This is a genomic window from Novosphingobium sp. (assembly GCF_039595395.1).
Classification (GTDB): Bacteria; Pseudomonadota; Alphaproteobacteria; order Sphingomonadales; family Sphingomonadaceae; genus Novosphingobium.
Window position 1 is genome coordinate 759,757 of sequence record NZ_JBCNLP010000006.1, and the last position, 15,331, is coordinate 775,087.

The following is a 15,331-nucleotide window of genomic DNA, read 5'->3' on the forward strand; positions in this document are numbered from 1 at the left end:
GGTGCTTCTGAAAGGCCGCATCGCCATCGAGACCCTGCCCGAGCCCGAACCGCAGGCCGGGCAGGTGCTGGCGGCGCCTTTGGCCTGCGGCGTGTGCGGCAGCGATCTGCATGCCCGCGATCATGCGCCGCATCTGTGCGATCTGCTGCACCGCGCCGGTTTCAAGGGTTTTATGGACCCGGATCTGCCGGTGGTGATGGGGCATGAATATTGCGCCGAGCTGCTCGAACCTTCGGGTGATCTGCCGCGCGGGCAAAGGGTGGTGTGCCAGCCCTTTCTGGTCGATGATCGCGGGCTGGTGCTGGTGGGCTATTCGAACCGTTATCACGGCGCCTTTGCCGAACGCATGGTGCTGCCCCAGGACACATTGCTGGCGGTGCCCGATCACGTGCCGACCGACATTGCGGCGCTGACCGAACCGTTGGCGGTGGCGGTGCATGCCGTCAATCAGGCGGGGGTGGATGGCGATTGCGCCTTTGCCATTTATGGTTGTGGGCCGGTTGGGCTTTTCGTGATTGCCCGGTTGCGCGCGCTGGGGCTGGGGCCGATCCTGGCCATCGACCCGGTGCCTGCCCGCCGCGCCATGGCCGAGACGATGGGCGCCGATGCCGCGATCGCCCCCGATACCGAGGCAAGCGCGGCCTGGTGGCGGACGCAGAACCTGCATACCGGCCTGTCGGATACGATGGCGGCGGTCGGCGTGAGCAAACGCGCGGTGATCTTCGAATGCGTCGGCAAACCGGGCATGCTGACAGCGGTGGCGGAGGCCGCGCCCGTGGCGAGCACCATCGTGGTTGCCGGGGTCTGCATGGAAAGCGATGCCATCGAACCGGCCTTGCTGATCCAGAAGTCGCTCCAGCTCCGCTTCGTCTTTGCCTATTCCGCGCAGGAGTTTCGCGCCGCCTTCGACATGCTGGTGGCAGACCCCGCCCGTCTGGCCCCGATGGTGACGGGCAGCGTGCCGATTGCGGGCATCGACGCCGCCTTTGCCGCGCTGACCGCCAGCGGCGACCAGATCAAGATGATGGTCAAACCATCATGAACACCAGCCTGACACAGGAGAGTGATATGCGTGAGGCCCTGCAATTCTACGTGGATGGCCGCTGGGTCTCGCCGACCAGCGCGACTGTGATCGATGTGATCGACCCGGCCGATGCCGGGATCGCCGGACGGGTGGCGATTGGCAATGCGCAGGATGTCGACCATGCCGTGGCGGCGGCGCGCAAGGCCTTTGACAGCTTCTCGCGCAGCAGCGTGCAGGAGCGTCTGGACCTGCTCGACGCCATCATCGCGGCCTATCAGAAGCGGGCCGACGATATTGCCGCTGCCGTCACCGCTGAAATGGGCGCGCCGGCCTGGCTGGCTTCTGCGGCGCAGGTGCCGATCGGCCTGGCCCATCTGCAGACCGCGCGCCAGATCCTCGAACATTACGAATTCAGTGAAAAGCGCGGCGCCACCTTGCTGGCCAAAGAGCCGGTCGGTGTTTGCGCCTTCATCACGCCATGGAACTGGCCGCTCAACCAGATCGCCTGCAAGGTCGCCCCGGCGCTGGCGGTGGGATGCACCATGGTGCTCAAACCCTCAGAGGTCGCGCCTTTCAGCGGCCATATCTTTGCCGAAGTGATGCATGAGGCAGGGGTTCCGGCGGGCGTTTTCAACCTTGTGCATGGCGATGGCCCCGGCGTGGGCGCGGCGCTCAGCGCGCATCCCGATGTTGATATGGTCTCCTTCACCGGCTCGACCCGCGCCGGTGTCGAGGTGGCCCGCGCGGCCGCCCCCACCGTCAAGCGCGTGCATCAGGAGCTGGGCGGGAAATCGGCCAACATCGTGCTGCCCTCCGCCGATCTTGAGGCCGCCGTGGCGCAGGGTGTGGCGGCGATGATGGTCAATTCGGGCCAGTCCTGCAATGCCCCCTCGCGCATGATGGTGGCCGCCGGGGATATGGCGCGGGCCAAGACCATCGCCGCCGCCGCCGCCGCCGAGCAGACCGTGGGCCAGCCTGCCAGCAATGCGAAGCTGGGACCGGTGGTCAGCCAGGCGCAGTGGGACAAGGTGCAGCATCTGATCCAGACCGGGATCGATGAAGGCGCGACGCTGGTCGCCGGAGGCACAGGACTGCCCGATGGGCTGGATGCGGGCTATTACGTCAAGCCCACGGTGTTTGCCGATGTGACCAATGATATGATCATCGCGCGGGAGGAAATCTTCGGCCCGGTGCTGACCATTCTGGCCTATCAGGATGTCGAGCAGGCCATCGTGATGGCCAATGACACGCCTTACGGGCTTGCCGCCTATGTGCAGGGCGCCGCTCAGGAGGCAGGCGAGGTGGCGGGGCGGCTGCGCGCGGGGCAGGTCTATCTCAACTACCCCGATCTGGACATGACCGCGCCCTTTGGCGGCTACAAGCAATCGGGCAACGGCAGGGAATGGGGCGCGCATGCCTTTGGTGAGTTCCTCGAGGTCAAGGCGGTGATGGGCTATGCGTCCGCCGGAGCCTGAGCCCATGCTGACAGACCTTCTGGCCAAGGCGGTGGGCGCCGATCCCGATGCCCCCGCCCTTTTGTACCGTGACGACAGCATCTCCTTTGCCGCGCTCGACCGCCGCAGTGCCGGTTTCGCGGGCGCTCTGGCGGCGGCGGGGCTGAGGGCGGGGGACCGGATGTTCCTGTGCCTCCAGAATGTGCCCGAGTTCGTGATCGCGCTGCTGGGCGCGGCGCGGGCCGGGGTGATCACCGTTCCGCTCAACCCCATGTACCGCCTGCCGGAGATCGAGAAGCTGGCCGCCGATTGCAGCCCGCGCGCCATCGTCTGCGAGATGGACCATGCCGAGACGGTGCTGGGGGCGGCGCTGCCCGGCGTTCATCGCTTTACGGTGGGGGAAGGCGGTACGTTCGGGGTTGCGCAGGCGGGGCCTCCCGGTCTCGACACGCCATGCGATCTCCTGATGATCGTCTACACATCGGGCACGACGGGCAGGCCCAAGGGGGCGGTGGTGAGCCATGCAAATCTGCTGGCGGGCGCGCAGACCTATTGCGAGACGGCCCGGCTGCAACCGGGCGTCCCCATTCTGGCGGCAGCGCCGCTGTTCCATGTCACGGGGCTGAGCGGGCATATCGGGGCGGCACTGGCGGCGCGGGCGCCGCTGGTGCTGTGCCACAGATTTCAGGCGGACACGGTTCTGGATGCCATTGAACGCCATCGACCGGCCTTTACGGTGGCGGCGATCACCGCGCTGGCGGCGCTGATCGATTCACCCCGCTTCTCCAGCGAGCGCGTCGCCAGCCTGACGACGATCTTTTCAGGCGGCGCGCCGATCGCCCCGGCCATGCGCGACAGAGTGCTGGCCGCGACGGGGGTGACCCTCCGCAATGCTTACGGCCTGACCGAAACGGTGGCGCCCGTGATCATCGCCCCCGCAGCGCCGCTGGCGCCCTGCGATCCGGCCACGGGCGCGCTGTCGGCGGGAAAGCCGGTCCCGCGCGCCAGCGTGCGGATCGTGAGCGAAGACGGCAAGGACTGCCTGCCGGGTGAGGCCGGGGAGATCGTGATCAAAGGCCCCAGCGTCGTTGCGCAATATTGGCGCGCGCCGGAAGAGACAGCCGCCGCCATGCGTGCCGAGGGCTTTCGCAGCGGCGATGTGGGGGTGATCGATGAGGCGGGGTGGCTTTATCTGGTCGACCGCAAGAAGGACATGATCGTCGCCTCGGGCTTCAAGGTGTGGCCGCGCGAGGTCGAGGATGTGCTCTACAGCCACCCGGCCGTGCGCGAGGCGGCGGTCGTGGGCATCCCTGACGCCTATCGCGGCGAGACGGTCAAGGCGGTGGTCAGCCTGCATCCCGAGGCCATGCTGGAACCGACCGAATGGACATCGGAGCTGGTCGCCTTTTGCCGCAGCAGGATGGCGGCCTACAAGGTGCCGCGCCATGTTGAGATTCGTGCCGACCTCCCCAAAACCGCGACAGGCAAGATTCTGCGGCGCGAGATCACGTGAACATCATGCCTGATCCGGGACCGGACAGGGGCAATGATCGCCCTAAAGGCTGCGGGCGATCAGCAGTTTCATGATCTCGTTGGTGCCGCCATAGATGCGGGTGACGCGGGCATCGCGATAAGCCTGGGCAATGGGATATTCGTTCATATAGCCATAGCCGCCGAAGAGTTGCAGGCAGCGGTCGGCGATCTTGCCATGCAGCTCGGTCAGCCAGTATTTCGCCATGGAAGCGGCGGTGTTGTCCAGCCGCCCCGCCAGATGCTCGGCCACGCAATGGTTGACGAAGGCCTTGCCGACGCAGGCCTCGGTCTTCATCTCGGCCAGGGCGAATTGGGTGGTCTGGAAATCGAGGATCGCCTGACCGAAAGCCTTGCGCTCCTTCACATAGTCCAGCGTGATGCCCAGAATATGCTCGATGGCGGCCATGGATTGCACGGCCAGGATCAGGCGTTCCTGAGGCAGCTTCTCCATCAACTGGTAAAAGCCGCGCCCCTCCTCCTCGCCCAGCAGGCAGTCGAGGGGAACGCGCATATCCTCGAAGAACAGTTCGGAGGTGTCGGACGCCGAACGGCCGATCTTGTCGAGATTGCGCCCGCGCGCGAAACCCGGCGTGCCCCGCGCATCGACCACCAGAATGGAGATGCCGCGCGCCCCGGCCGCGGGATCGGTCCGGGCCACGACCAGCACCACATCGGCGTTCTGGCCATTGGTGATGAAGGTCTTGGCGCCGTTGACGATATAGCTGTCGCCCTCGCGCCGGGCCGTGGTCCTGATGCCCTGAAGATCGGAGCCCGCGCCCGGTTCGGTCATGGCGATGGCGCCAATGGCCGCGCCGCTGGCCATGGCGGGAAGCCAGTGCTGTTTCAGCGCCTGCGAGCCATAGGCCTCAAGATAGGGGGCGACGATGGCATTGTGCAGCGTGACGTCCCAGCCTTCGAAACCGCGCCGCCCCAGTTCCTCGATCAGCACGACCTCATGGCGGAAGTCCCCCCCGGCGCCGCCATGGGTTTCTGCCGTGCAAAGACCCAACAGGCCCTGACGGCCCGCCTGCTCCCAGAAGCCGCGCGCAACGATGCCCGCCTTGCGAAAGCCGTCGATCACCTCGGGAGTCGCGTATTTGTCGAGGAAACGGCCCACACTGTCGCGAAAACTGGCGATATCCTCATCCTGCATCGGCAGGGCATCGGGAAAATCGAGACGGTGCATGGGTATCATCCTCTGGCGTTTCTGGGCGCGCCGGACATGGGGCTCGGCGGAGCTAGCGCCCTTTCCATTCGGGCTTGCGTTTCTGGGTAAAGGCCAACGGGCCCTCGATGGCATCCTCGGAGGCCAGCAGGGTCTGCATGGCGGGAAAATCCCACTGCGCCGCCATCGCCTCGGCAACCGGCATGGACAGTGATCGCAGCACCGACTCCTTGGTCGCCCGCACCGACAGCGGTCCGCCTTCCAGCAGTTGCGCCGCCCATGCCCGCGCCGTGGTCAGCACATCGCCCTCGGCGACCTCATTGACGAAACCCAGCGCCGCGCCCTCGGCAGCGGAAACGCGCCGCCCGGTCAGCAGCATGCCCATCGCCTGTTTCAGCCCGATCTGCTGGGGCAGGCGCTGCAACCCGCCCGCCAAAGCGGCCAGCCCCACGCGCACCTCGGGAAGGGCGAAACTCGCCTTGCTGCCGGCCACCAGCAGATCGCAGGCCAGCGCCAGTTCGAACCCTCCGCCCATCGCAACGCCATTGACCGCGGCAATCACCGGCTTGGGGCAATCGAAGCGGCCGGTCAGCCCGCCAAAGCCCTTGGGGGGCGTGGTCAGCCCGCCGCCGGCGGCCTGCTGCTTCAGATCATGCCCGGCGCAGAAGGCCTTGTCTCCGGCACCGGTCAGAATGGCGACCCATTGGCTGTCATCCTCGGCGAAAGCGTCGAAAATCGCTTCCAGTTCGATATGCGCCTGCGCGTTGAGCGCATTATGCGCCTCGGGCCGGTTGATTGTGACGATGGTCAGCGGCCCTTCGCGCTCGACCGTTGCATAGGTCCAACTCATGGTGCTTGCCTTCATTTCGCGGCCATGCGGATGGCGCCATCCAGCCGGATGACCTCGCCGTTGAGCATTGGATTGGCGATGATCGCCTCGGCCAGTCTGGCAAATTCGGCGGGCTGGCCAAGGCGGCTGGGGAAGGGCATCTGACGGCCCAGCGAGTCCAGCACATCTTCGGGCAGAACGCTGAGCACCGGGGTCCAGAAGATGCCTGGCGCTATGGTGTTGACGCGGATGCCATAGCGGGCGAATTCCCGCGCGATGGGCAGCGCCATGCTGACGATCCCGCCCTTGGAGGCGGCATAGGCGGGCTGGCCGATCTGCCCGTCGAAGGCCGCGACGCTGGCGGTGTTGATGATGATGCCGCGCTCGCCATCCGCATTCAGCGGATCGGCATCATGGATCGCCCCGGCAAATTGCGAGAGGACATTGAACGATCCGATCAGGTTGATGGTGATGATCCTCGCGAAATCGGACAGCGGCAGCACTGTGCCCTCGCGGCTGATGACCTTGCCCGGCGGGCCGATCCCGGCGCAATTGACCAGAATGCGCGCCTTGCCATGCAGGCCTTCCGCCTCGCGCAGGGCATGGCCTACCGCTTCTTCGTCGGTGACATTGACGGAGGCGAAGTGGCCGCCCAGCTCGCGCGCCTTGGCCACGCCCAGCTCGGCGTTGAGATCGAAGATCGTCACCTTCGCGCCGCGCGCCGCCAGCATCTCGGCGGTGGCCGCGCCAAGCCCCGAAGCACCGCCGGTGACGATGGCCGCCAGCCCTTGAATATCCATGAGTTTCGTTCCTTTGCTTACGGGATCAGCACCGCTTTCACGCAATCCCCGCGATGCTGCGCGGCGACGGCTTCGTTGATCGCGGCCAGAGGGAAGCGGCGGATCAGCCGGTCGAAGGGGAAGTGCCCGGCGCGGTAGAGCGCGACCAGTTCGGGAATGAAGCTCTGCAGATCGCTGTCGCCCTCGACAATGCCGATGATGCGGTGACCATGGGTGATGAGCCCGGCCAGATTGATGCTCAGCGCACTGTCGGCGCGCGGCGGCACGCCGACCAGCCCCAGAATTCCGTGGCTTGACAGGCTGGCCAGAGCGGCTTCCACCACCTCGACGCGGCCGCTGCTCTCCAGCGCGGCATCCACACCATCGGGCAGGATCGCACGGATGGCGGCGGCGATGTCGGAGCCTGCGGGATCGATCACATCGGTGGCGCCCAGCTCCAGCGCCAGAGCGCGCCGCGCGGGGAGAGGCTCGATCAGGATGATGCGGCTGCAACCGCGATATTTCGCCGCCATCACTCCGGCCAGCCCGACTGGCCCGCCGCCGAACACCGCGATGGTGCTGCCCGCCCGGCAGTCCATCGAGCGCAGCACCGCCCCCGCGCCGGTCTGCAAGCCGCAGCCCAGCGGGCCGAGAAGGACCAGATCATCCCCTGCTTCCACCTTCACCACATTGCGGCGGTCGGCGATGGCATGGCTGGCGAAGGAGGACTGGCCGAAGAAGGCTCCCGCAACCGGCGCTGCGCCGTCATGCAGCGGGCTGGTGCCGTCGGGGCGGGCTCCGGCATAGTTGCGCGGCACGAACTTGCGGCAATAGGAGGGCAGATGGTCCGTGCAGCGCGGACAGGCGCCGCAACTGGCAAAGCCCAGCACCACCGTGTCGCCGGGAGCGATGTCGGTGACATGCTCGCCCACCGCTTCCACCACGCCCGCGCCTTCATGGCCCAGCACGGCGGGCAGTGGGAAGGGGATGAACTGGTCGCGGAAGACCAGATCGGTGTGGCACAGGCCCACCCCCGCGATGCGCACCAGCACCTCATGCGGGCCGGGGGCGTCGAGGTTCAGCGGGCAGATGGTGAAATCGCTGTGAGGGGCCGTGGCGACGGCGGCGGTGATCTGCACTGTATTTTCCTTCAGCCTGCGGTGTAGCCGCCATCGACGACATGTTCGGCGCCGGTGACGAAGCGGGACTCGTCGCCGGCGAGGAAGGCGACCAGCGGAGCGACATCCATCGCCTGCCCCAGCCGCCCCATCGGGATCATCGCCGACCATGCTTCCAGCAACACCTCGGGCGGGATGGGCACGCCCTTGTCATCCACGGGCGGCTCCCAACTGGCGCCAAGATTGGTCTGCACGGGGCCGGGCAGCACGCAGTTCACCCGCACGCCGGTCTTGGCCCATTCCAGCGCGGCGGCGCGGGAAAGGGCGCGCACCGCGCCTTTCGAGGCGCTGTAGGCCGCGAAGGCCGCGCCCGCCACCATGCCATAGACCGAAGAGATGTTGATGATCGAGGCCCCCGCAGCGCCCTTGGCGATGGTGTCCTGCATCAGGGGGAAGGCGGTCTGCATGCCGATGAATACGCTTTCCACATTGATGCTGTATTGCCGTCGCAGATGGTCGAGCGGGGCCTGGGCAAAAGGCGCGGTCATCATCACGCCCGCATTGTTGACCAGCACATCCAGCCTGCCGAAGCGCCCGGTGATGGCCCTGGCACCGGCCTCCCAGCTTTCGGGCGAGGTGACATTATGATCCAGCACCAGAGGATCGCCAGCGATCAGGGCGGCTGTTTCCCGAGCGCCCTTGCTGTCGATATCGCCGATCACCACGGAGGCGCCCCGTTCCGCCAGCGTCTGGGCGATGGCGCGTCCGATGCCTGATCCCCCGCCGGTTACCCATGCCACCTTGCCGGAAAGCTGCGTTGCGCCGCTCATGATACGTCTCCCATATAGGCCAGTGGGTGGCGCGCCTGCGCCAGTTGGGGCAACCAGTGCCAGGCCCGGTCGCAATAGACTTCGAAAGCCGCGGAGAAGCGGTCGGGCTCGTCCAGCGTGCCCGCCTTGATAAAGCTGATCCCCGGCGCGGCATCGGCGCGCGAGCGGATGGGGGACCCGCAAGCGCCGCAGAACAGGCGGTGCACCACCTGTCCGCTGTCGCCCTGATCGGTGTATTCGCGCGTCTCGCCCTGCTGGGTATAGGCGGCATCCGTCACGCCCCAGACCACCGAGAAGGGCGCGCCAGACTGCTTCTGGCAATGGCGGCAATGGCAGATGCCGACCATCAGCGGGTCGCCCGCAACGGTGTAGTGAACCTGCCCGCAGAGGCAGGCGCCCTTGTGTGTTTCGCTCATCACCTTGTCCTAGATTGCCATGACCACGCTTTTGGGTTCCAGATAGGCGTCCAGCGCCTCGATGCCGTTTTCGCGGCCCAGACCGGAGCTTTTCATGCCGCCGAAGGGGAAGGCGGGGTCAGCCAGCATGATGCAGTTGGTGAAGACCGTGCCTGCCTCCAGCCTTGCGGCGGTGTGATGGGCCAGGGCCAGATCGCGGGTCCAGAGATGGGCGGCCAGGCCATAGGGGCTGTCATTGGCCAGCGCGATCGCCTCCTCCACCTCGTCGAAAGGGGTGACGGCCAGCACCGGGCCGAAGACCTCCTCGCGGGCGATTTCGGCGTCGGGGGGCACATCGCGCAGGATGGTCGGGGCGAAGTAATGGCCGGTTTCGGGCATGCCCCTACCGGGGCCGACAGCGGCGATGCCCGAGGCCCGCGCGCGCTCGACCAGAGTGGAGACGCGCTCATGCTGGCGTGCGCTGATCAGGGGGCCAAGCTGGCTCTGGCGGTCGGCGCTGGGGCCCAGATGCTGGCTGGCGGCGACCTGTGCCAGCCCGTCGAGCACCTCTTCATAGATCGAGCGATGCACATAGGCGCGCGTCCCGGCATAGCAGACCTGCCCCGAGTTGAAGAAACAGCCCATCGCTGCCTGCGGAATGGCCGTCTTCAGATCGGCATCCGCGCAAAGGATCGAGGGCGATTTTCCGCCCAGCTCCAGCGTGACGCGCTTGAAATCGGGAATGCTGGCAGCGAGGATCGCCCGCCCTGTCAGGGTGGAGCCGGTGAAAGCAACCTTGGCCACGCCCTGATGCCCGGCCAGCGCCGCCCCGGTGCCGCCATCGCCGGTGAGCACGGTGAAAACCCCCGGCGGGAAACCCACCTGCCGCGCCAATTCGGTCAGCCGCAGCGCCGAGAGAGGCGTTTCCGCCGCCGGTTTCAGGATCAGCGTGCAGCCCGCCGCCAAGGCAGGCGCAATCTTCCACATGGCCAGCACCAACGGGAAATTCCACGGGGTGATGGCCGTGACCACGCCCACCGGCTCACGCCGCGTATAGACATGGTAAGCGCCCGGTGTGGCCGAGAGTGTGCCCGCCCGCCCGGCGATCTTGCCCGGCCAACCGGCATAGGAGCGCAGCCAGGCAATCGCGGCGGGAATGTCCACGGTTTCCGCGATGGCGAGAGGCTTGCCGGTGTCCAGCGCCTCCAGCGCGGCGAGGCGGGGCAGGTCGGCCTCCATCGCATCGGCCAGACGATGCAGCAGGCGTTCGCGCGCCAGAGGGGCCAGATCGCGCCATGCCGGATCGCGCAGCGCCCGTTTTGCCGCCTCCACCGCGGCATCGACCGCCGTAGCGCCTGCCACGGGCACCTCGGCGAAGGACTCCCCCAGACAGGGGTCTTCCAGCGCATAGGCGCCCTCGCCGGGCAGGATGTCATCGCCGCTGCGCAGGCGCAGGTCGGGCAAGGGAAGATCGGCAAAACCGGGCTGCATGGGGATCAGATCCTGACGCGTTTGCGAAAATCGCTGGGCGCCACGCCGGAAAAATGGCGGAAGGCGCGGGTGAAATGGCTCTGGCTGGTAAAGCCCAGACTTTCGGCGATAAAGGCGATGGACAGGTCGGTCTGGTGCAGCATTTGCTGCGCCTTATCGAGCCGCGTCTTCATCACATATTGGTGCGGCGAGAGGCCCGTCGCCTTGCGGAACACGCGGCAGAAATGCGAGGGCGTCAGCCCCGCCACCGCCGACATTTCCTCCAGCGAATGCTGCGCCTCCGGGTTCTGCAGGATGGTGTTCATCACATGGTGGATGCGATAGGCGGAAAAGGCAGAGGTCGGGATTTCCGAGGCCGAGACCGAATTGGCGCCGCGCAGGATGTGCGCCTTCAGGGCATTGACCAGAGCGCCGATATAGACCTCGCGTTCGGTGCTGGGCGGGGCGTAGAGTTCGCTCAGCACCTGCCGCGTCAGCGCCGCGCCCAGCGGGTCGAAGAAGGCAAAGCGCATCTGGCGAAACTGGTCGGCGGCGGGGGCCTTGCTCAACTGGTCGGAGGAGACCGACAGCGTCACCACATCCAGCTCTCCATCGATCAGCCAGCCCGTCTGCTGGCCCGCCGGAACGATGGTAGCGCAGCCCGGCATCGAAACGCTTTCGCTCCAGCCGCCGTTCAGCCAGGTGCGGTTGTGCTGCTGCCCGGCGATATGCATGGTATAGAGCGGCTCGGGCAGGGCGGGCACATCGTAGGAGCCGATGAACTGGCGCCAGCGCGACAATTGCCAGCCATCCGTCTTTGACCCCAACTGCATATCCGGGCCGCGCCCGATGGCGTCGGAGATGATCGCCTCATTCGTGCCGGCCGGATGGTATCGTGCATCTGCGTGCATCTGTTCTCTCCCGTCAGCGCGGCGTCACAGCGGCTGAAGCTTCATATCGAGGTTCTTGAGCCCGTTGATGAAGTTCGACCGGAACCGGCGCGGCGGGGAGAGCAGCTCGAAGCTCTTGACCCTTTCGGCCAGCAAGTGAAACGCCACGCGCAATTGCATTTCCGCCAGCCGCGACCCCACGCAGACGTGCTGCCCGCTGCCGAAGCCCAGATGCTGGATGTTCCCGCGCGTGATGTCAAAGGAGTCGGGGTCTGCAAAGACGGTTTCGTCGCGGTTGGCGGCGGTGTACCACATCACCACCTTGTCGCGTTTGGCGATCCGCTTGCCGCCAAGCTCCGTGTCCTGCGTGGCGGTGCGGCGCATATGCATCACCGGGCTGGCATGGCGCACCATTTCGCGCACGGCGGTTTTGAGCAGATCGGGGGTGGCGCGCAGCTGCTCCCATTGCTCGGGCCGGGCGGCGAAATTGACCATCGTGTGGCTCAGCGAATTGCGGGTGGTTTCATTGGCGCCCACAAAGGCCAGGATCATATTGCCGAGAAATTCCGGGAACTGCACCGGTTCTCCGTTGATTTCGGCATTGGCCAGCAGGGTGGCCAGATCCGGGCCGGGGTTGCGGCGGCGCTCGTCGAAGAGGTGCTGGGCGAGGGCGAAAAAGCTGGTGAGGACCTGCGCCATGGCCTCGGGGCTCTGGCGGAAATCGGGGTCGTCCTCGCCGACGAAGGCGTTGGTCCAGTCGTAGAGATCGTGCCAGCCGATGTCGGGCGGCAGGTCGAACAGTTCGCACAGCGTCAGCAGGGGCAGAGGGGCGGAGAGGGCCCGCACCATATCCACATCCTCACCCAGCGGGATCTGGTCGAGCAGCAGGCGGCAACGCTGCGTGATGCGCTCCTCGATGCCCGCCAGACGGCCGGGCGAGACGGCGGGCATCATCAGCTTGCGATATTGCGTGTGGACGGGCGGATCGATCGAGATGAAGGGAATGCCGATCGCGCTTTCGCCCGCCCCGGTCAGACCCACCTCGTTTTCGTTGAAGATGCGATGCCCGCCCATCTCATGGGCCGAGGAAAAGAGGGCGGGCTGGCGCGAGACCTCCACGATGTCGGCGTAGCGCAGCACCGCCCAGAAGCCGGGGCCATCGCTTTCGGGGTTCCAGTAGACGCCCTCCTCGCGTCGCAATTGCGCGAAAAGCTCATGCGGCACGGCATGGACATAAAGGTCCGGATTCTTGAGATCGGGCTGGGCGAGCGCTGTGACGGACATGGTGGACCTCTCCGGCTCAGAACGTCACGCGGGCGCTGACGCCGTAGGTGCGCGGGGTGGAAGGCACGAGGTAATTGTAGGGGAAGCCCGCGCCGCGCAGATCCAGCCCATAGGCATAGACCTTCGCGTTGAAGGCATTGTTGACCCAGCCGCGCAGTTGATAGCGGCCATGCTTCCAGACAAGCTGGGCGTTCACCTTGGCGTATCCCGCCTGCTGCAGCTCGCTGTTCTGATTGGCCGCCGAGGCATTCACCAGATTGAAGGGCGTGAAATAGACATGGCCGGTGTAGGCCAGATTGGGTGAGAAGGTCACCTCATCCCCGGCACCGCGATAGAGCGTCCAGTCCATACCCGCCTGGGCGGTGAAGTGAGGGGCGAAGGGCAGGTCCTGCCCGGCCAGATTGACGCCTTGCAGGGTCAGCTCCTTATATTGGGCATGCAGCACGCCCACCGAGCCGTTGAAGGCCAGCGTGGGCATCACGCGCCAGCTTGCTTCCAGTTCGGCGCCATAGATTTCGGACTTGGGCGCATTGACCAGCACGGCCACCGGACCGGGCAGCGTGTTCTGCAACTGCTGGTTGGTGTAGTCATAATAGAAGCCGGCGGTGGAGAAGGTCACCGCGCGGTTGAAGAGATGGCCTTTCAGCCCGACCTCATAGGCGTTGACCCTTTCGGGCGCGACATAGTTGATCCCGGTCTGCGACGTGTAGGCGCCGCCGTTGAAGGCGCCCGAGCGATAGCCCCGGTTGTAGCTGGCATAGGCGAGAAGACCGCCGTCGAACTTGTAGCTGAGCGCGGCACGGCCGGTCAGCGCGCTGTTGCTGCCGTGCAGGCCGAAGCGCGCATTGGGATCATAGGCGCAGCCTGCCGCATTGTAGCAGGGCACAGTGGTGGCCAGCGGCGTTTCCGGCGTGCCGCCCAGAATGCCGCCAGCATAGAGATAGGCATAGCCATCGCCGTAATGCGACTTGTCCCAGGTTTCGCGCAGGCCCAGCGTCAGGGTCAGGCGCGGCGCGATCTCGTAATCGCCTTGCAGGAACGCCGCAAGCGAGAAGCGGTTCTGTTCGTAATGCTGGAAGAAGCCGCCGGGCGTCAAAGCTGTTGTGGGCGACACAGGCACGACGCCGATGTTGAAATCATTGTCGGTGATGGTGCGATCCCAGCCATAGAACACACCGCCGACCAGTTTCAGCTTGCCGGATTCGTAATTGATGCGGGTTTCTTCGGTGAACTGGCGGAATTTGGAATGCCAGTTGATGTAAAGGCCGGGATAGCCATTGGCGGCGGCATAGGCGCCATCCTCGGGCGTACCATCGGATTGGGCGCCCATGCTGAGGCGGCCGCCATCATAGGAGGTGATCGAGGTTACCGTCAGGCCGGGATGGATTTCATAGGCGATGTTGGCCATCACCCCCCAGGCGCTGGTGCGGAAGCGGCCCACATTGCCCATGTTGACGGTGAAGAAATCCAGCCCCTTGCGCGCCGAGGCATCGCCAAAGATCGCCGAGCCCGTGGGCTGGTCGCGCCCGGCATAGGCGCGGATCTTGATGTCTAGCCCGCTGCCCGTGGGGCGATAGCGCAAGGACAGGCGGCCTTGCAGCGTATCCTGACTGTCCGGATCGGGCGAACCGGGATGGATATTCTTGATCTGCCCGTCGCCCTTCACATAGTTGACCGCGGCGCGCACGCCCAGTTGCTGGTCGTCGAAGGTGGTTTCCACCGCGCCCTGCGCCGTGAAGGTGTTGAAGTTCCCATAGCCCACATCGGCATAGCCGTTGGAGCCTTCCAGCTTGGGACCCTTGGTGATGAAGTTGATCGCGCCGCCGGTGGTGTTGCGCCCGAACAGCGTGCCCTGAGGGCCGCGCAGCACCTCGGCCCGGTCGAGATCGAACAGGCCCATGCCGTGGCTGGCGCGTGCGGCCAGATAGACATCGTCCATATAGACACCGACCGGTGAGACCTGATTGGAATTGTACTCATTGGCGACCGAAATGCCGCGCATCGAGAAATTGGGCTGCGCCGCGCCGAAATTGGTGCTGACCTGCAGGTTGGGCACCACCTGCGACAGGGCAACCGAATTGGTAACGCCCTTGGTGGCCAGCGCCGCTCCGCCCACTGCCGAAATGGCCAGCGGGACCGACAGCACCGATTCCGAGCGCCGCTGCGCCGTCACCACGATTTCGCCATCCGATGGCGTGGCGGGCTGGCCCGTGCCGGTTTGCGCCGGAGCGGCAGGCTCGTCCCTGGCCAGGGCAGGGTTGGCGACAGCCATCATCGAAGCTGTCGCCAGAATGCGGAGGCAATCATTCACACCAATGGGCATTTCCCGTCTCCCTTAGCCTTTTTCGGCCATCGCCACCTTTTCGCTTTTTCGAAGGCGGTCGCTGGCCGTGGCTGTTGAACCCTGTCTAGCCGCCGGGCCGCGTGCTGGCTTTAGCCTCACCTGCTTTGGTTTTTGACATTTCGTGCCTTGGCCTTGCGTGAGCGGGGCCGGGCCTGCTTCACCCGGCCTGCCGCTGAGTGTTCGCATCCCATGTCGATGCCCGCCAGCCATAGATTC

At 65.9% G+C, this 15,331-nt stretch carries 13 protein-coding genes; 3 read left to right on the forward strand and 10 right to left on the reverse strand.

Annotated features, from left to right (window positions below):
- Position 1: 1 nt before the first annotated feature.
- Genes ABDW49_RS23345 through ABDW49_RS23355 form a run of 3 tightly spaced genes read left to right on the forward strand, consistent with a single transcriptional unit; the run spans position 2 to position 3,991 of the window.
- A complete protein-coding gene (locus ABDW49_RS23345; protein WP_343615689.1) occupies positions 2–1,042 on the forward strand; it encodes a zinc-binding dehydrogenase in 1,041 nt (346 codons plus the stop codon).
- Positions 1,043–1,068: 26 nt separating this feature from the next.
- On the forward strand, positions 1,069–2,499 hold the full coding sequence (locus ABDW49_RS23350; protein WP_343615690.1) for an aldehyde dehydrogenase family protein: 1,431 nt from the start codon (positions 1,069–1,071) through the stop codon (positions 2,497–2,499).
- Between the two features lie 4 nt (positions 2,500–2,503).
- Positions 2,504–3,991 (forward strand): AMP-binding protein, encoded by a 1,488-nt coding sequence (locus ABDW49_RS23355; RefSeq protein WP_343615692.1) that lies wholly within the window; start codon positions 2,504–2,506, stop codon positions 3,989–3,991.
- A 42-nt stretch (positions 3,992–4,033) separates the two neighbouring features.
- Here the strand turns inward: ABDW49_RS23355 and ABDW49_RS23360 are convergent, their stop codons facing one another.
- The 10 genes from ABDW49_RS23360 to ABDW49_RS23405 are packed head-to-tail and all read right to left on the reverse strand — an operon-like array spanning position 4,034 to position 15,094.
- Positions 4,034–5,197, reverse strand: a complete 1,164-nt coding sequence (locus ABDW49_RS23360) for an acyl-CoA dehydrogenase family protein (protein ID WP_343615694.1) — start codon at positions 5,195–5,197, stop codon at positions 4,034–4,036.
- Between the two features lie 52 nt (positions 5,198–5,249).
- A complete protein-coding gene (locus tag ABDW49_RS23365) occupies positions 5,250–6,026 on the reverse strand; it encodes an enoyl-CoA hydratase-related protein (protein WP_343615696.1) in 777 nt (258 codons plus the stop codon).
- An 11-nt stretch (positions 6,027–6,037) separates the two neighbouring features.
- Entirely contained in the window at positions 6,038–6,805 is a 768-nt protein-coding gene (locus ABDW49_RS23370) for an SDR family NAD(P)-dependent oxidoreductase (RefSeq protein WP_343615697.1), read from the reverse strand.
- 17 nt (positions 6,806–6,822) lie between these two features.
- Positions 6,823–7,923 carry an NAD(P)-dependent alcohol dehydrogenase gene (locus tag ABDW49_RS23375; protein ID WP_343615699.1) on the reverse strand — a complete coding sequence of 367 codons (1,101 nt, stop codon included), beginning with the start codon at positions 7,921–7,923 and terminating at the stop codon, positions 6,823–6,825.
- 11 nt (positions 7,924–7,934) lie between these two features.
- A complete protein-coding gene (locus ABDW49_RS23380; protein ID WP_343615701.1) occupies positions 7,935–8,732 on the reverse strand; it encodes an SDR family oxidoreductase in 798 nt (265 codons plus the stop codon).
- The gene (locus ABDW49_RS23385; protein WP_343615702.1) at positions 8,729–9,148 is read right to left on the reverse strand and encodes a GFA family protein; all 420 of its coding nucleotides are present in this window, start codon (positions 9,146–9,148) and stop codon (positions 8,729–8,731) included. Before ABDW49_RS23385 ends, ABDW49_RS23380 begins: the two co-directional genes overlap by 4 nt.
- Positions 9,149–9,157: 9 nt before the next feature.
- Positions 9,158–10,618, reverse strand: a complete 1,461-nt coding sequence (locus tag ABDW49_RS23390; protein WP_343615704.1) for an aldehyde dehydrogenase family protein — start codon at positions 10,616–10,618, stop codon at positions 9,158–9,160.
- A gap of 5 nt (positions 10,619–10,623) precedes the next feature.
- Positions 10,624–11,508: an AraC family transcriptional regulator gene (locus ABDW49_RS23395; RefSeq protein WP_343615706.1), complete on the reverse strand. Its 885-nt coding sequence runs from the start codon at positions 11,506–11,508 to the stop codon at positions 10,624–10,626.
- A 24-nt stretch (positions 11,509–11,532) separates the two neighbouring features.
- On the reverse strand, positions 11,533–12,771 hold the full coding sequence (locus tag ABDW49_RS23400; RefSeq protein WP_343615708.1) for a cytochrome P450: 1,239 nt from the start codon (positions 12,769–12,771) through the stop codon (positions 11,533–11,535).
- A 16-nt stretch (positions 12,772–12,787) separates the two neighbouring features.
- The gene (locus tag ABDW49_RS23405) at positions 12,788–15,094 is read right to left on the reverse strand and encodes a TonB-dependent receptor (RefSeq protein ID WP_343615709.1); all 2,307 of its coding nucleotides are present in this window, start codon (positions 15,092–15,094) and stop codon (positions 12,788–12,790) included.
- Positions 15,095–15,331 lie beyond the last annotated feature (237 nt).